The sequence below is a fragment of the Aminobacter sp. P4_H6_2 genome, from assembly GCF_056400805.1.
Genome location: NZ_JBFUKO010000633.1, coordinates 1 through 2,991, shown reverse-complemented (window position 1 = coordinate 2,991; position 2,991 = coordinate 1). Strand labels below are relative to the sequence as shown.

1 protein-coding gene and 1 pseudogene are annotated in these 2,991 nt (G+C 63.1%); one reads left to right on the top strand and one right to left on the bottom strand.

What is annotated here, in order from left to right; translation table 11 throughout:
• Positions 1 to 2,259, bottom strand: a 2,259-nt coding sequence (locus AC1DUU_RS27775) for a PAN/Apple domain-containing protein (protein WP_476786568.1), incomplete at its 3' end; no start/stop codon positions are given.
• Positions 2,260 to 2,555: 296 nt separating this feature from the next.
• On the opposite strand from AC1DUU_RS27775, the pseudogene AC1DUU_RS27770 reads away from it, so the two are divergent.
• Positions 2,556 to 2,991: pseudogene (locus tag AC1DUU_RS27770) on the top strand (autotransporter assembly complex protein TamA); the annotation flags it as partial.

Below are 2,991 nucleotides of genomic sequence, written 5' to 3'. Positions count from 1 at the left end.
CTTGAAGGCATCCCATTCGCGCTTCGTCGACAGCGTCACCTCACCTTCGAGCGCGAGGCCGGCGGCAGGTGCGCCATAGAGGAAGCGGCCGTCGACGGTGGCTGTGGCGGTTTCACCGGCCGCGATCTCGTTGCGGTCGGCGGTCAGCGTGAATTCGATGCGGTCGGGCACGAAGTCCTCGACCAGGAACATCTGGCTGGCGACGGCTGGCTGCTTGGGGTCGGTGTGGATGGCAAGCGTCCAGGTGCCGCGCATGGCCGCACTCGATAGCGCAAGGTCGACGGCGTGGCCGCCGGCATTGCCACCCTGGCTGACGATACGTCGGTCCTCGACGCCGTCGGGCCTTGTGAAAATGAAGGTCAGCGGCAGGTTGTCGACGCCCTTGGCTGCGTCGTCGCGCGCCAAAGCTGCGGCATGTACGGTTTCGCCGACGCGGTAGATGCCGCGTTCGGTCCAGGCATAGACGTCGAGCGCGCCAGGTGCGGCGCGGCCGGTGACGCCACGGTCGGACAGGTCGAAGCCAGCACGGGTCATGTCGAGGAAGACGAAATCGGCGTCGCCCTGCTTTGCCATTAGCACGGCCGGCGCCAGGCCACCTTCGCCTCGGGTCAGGCCTGGGGTGAAGGTGGCACGGCCCTCGGCGTCGGTTTTGGCGGTGCCGAGGATCTCGTTGTTGCGGGCAAGCAGCGTCAGTTCGGCATCGGCGATCGGCTTGGCCGAACCGAGCGAGCGGGCGAAGACGTTGAGCCCGTCCTGGCCGGTATAGGTCGACAGCCCGATGTCGGAGACGACGAACCATTGCGTCGCCTTGGTCGCCCAGGTGTCGCTCTTGTCGTCGACGGGTTGCGCGGTCAGCACATAGACGCCGGGCTTGCGGTTGGGCAGCGCTTCATCGACCGGGAAGGAGGTCGTCACCTCCTTGTTGAGCTCGTTGACGATCGCCAACTGGCCTTCCCAGACCGGCTCGCCCATCTGGTCGGCGATGTTGGAAACGTCATAGCCGTCGAGCTGGCGCAGGAACTGGTAGCCGGACAAAAGCTGTGCCAGCGAACGGTCGCCGACGCGATAAAGCTTCATGTCGGCAGCTTCCATGTTGACGGTGACGACAGGAATGCCGCGGCGGGCGGAGGAGGGCAGAACGAAGCTGTCGCCGGTGAAGCGGGCCGATTGTGCGCGGTCCTGGACATACACACTGAGCACCACGGGTGCTGCGAGCACCTCGCCGAGGGCCGCTGGCAGGCCGGAGCGGAAGGTCACGCGGTAATGCTGGCCGTGCTCGAGCCCTTCGACGCAGATCTGCTTGTCCTTGGCCTCGACGCTCTTGGGCGCCGCGTCGTCGACGGTGACGAAAGGCGCGTAGACGACACCCGTCTTGACCAACTCTTCCGAGAACTGGGCGCAGACGCGCGGCGAGGTGGTGTCGGCGTCGATGGAGTGCTCGACGACGCGGAAACCTTTTCGCGCCTTGAGGTCTTCGTATGTGGCACGCACGGAAGCCGAATTGTCGAGCGCAAGGCTCGCCTCATAGGCCTGCAGTGAAGGCCTGAACATGTCGCGGCGGTCAAGGCCAGCGGCCAGGATCGACAGTATGTCGGCGCGGTTCTTTGCGTTGCGCGACAAAAGATAGGCGTTGTAGGCGCTCGACGTCGCGTCGCTCTGCAGCGATGCTGTTTCTTCGCCATTGATCGGCTGCACGGCGGCCGTGGCGCGCGCAAGGCGCGTCCAGATCGCTGCGTCGTCGGGCAGGATCGCGGCTGCGGCGCGGAATTTCTGCATCGCCGTGCGTGGGTCGCCCTGCAGCATTGAATTGTCGCCGCCATCGGTCAGCGCCGCGAGGCCTTCGTCGCCTGTTACCACCGAGCCATTGGTCAATGCCTTGCGGTACTGGCGTGCCTCGTCGGCCATCGAGGCCGGGAAGAACGACAGTTCGGCCGGCGCGCCGATGTCGGGCTCGCCATTGACCGGCACGACCTTGCCCCCGACTGCGCCTGCAAATGGCTTGATCAGGGCGAAGTCGGACTTGAGGAAGCACCATTTCGCCTTGGTGTTGTAGGTGAAGGCGCGGCAAGACTGGTCACCCAGGCACGATGTCTGGCACTGGTCGAGCGTCACATTCTGCTCCGACCGCAGGTCGAAACCGAAGTAATCGCTGTTTTCGGTGGTCACGACGCGGCGTGCCTCGACTGCCGCAGCCCCTGATACCAAACCCAAAAAGAGAAGAACGAATACCGGAAAAACCCGAGCCGCACGCATATTCATGTCCCTCCAACACACTCATCGCCGCTCAAAGCGACATGTTCGAACTTGCCGCCGCACTGTCGACACGGCCAGCTTACAGGCTAAGCCCGCTTCTTAATACTTGTCTTGGACGCTGTGCATGGTATTGCCCCTGCCATGCGGATCGCCCCGATGAACACACCCGAATCCCTGTCCCGGATGTCATTCATTTGCCCAAGGAATTCTGACATATCGAATGTGGCTGCTTTACGAAAAGCCATAAACTTCATTCCAATTTTAGGATTGGGAGTTACCTTGGCTTGATGTTTTTGCGGCGTATGCGTGGATTCGACAGATCAACCACCGCCCGCGTGCTTTCGCGCGCGGCGATGGCTGTGCTGTTGTCGACGACAATTCTCGCCGTTGAAATGCACAAGGCATCGGCCTTCGAAATCTTCGGCATCAGGCTGTGGGGCTCGGCCAAGGAAGAAGATACCGACATCGTCGATCCGCTCGACTATGCCGTCACTTTCGAGGTCATTGGCGCCGACGACGATTTGCGCTCCGCACTCGAAAAGGCCTCGCTGCTGAAAGGCGAGGAAGATCGTCCGGTTTCCGGTTCGCTCGGCCTGCTCGCCAAGGCGCGCAACGACCGCGAGCGGCTGGTTGCGGCACTGTTTTCCAAGGCGCGCTACGATGGCGTGGTCAAGATCGCCATTGCCGGCAAGTCGCTCGACGACCTCGCACCCGACGCCGTCTTCAATGGCCCGCAGC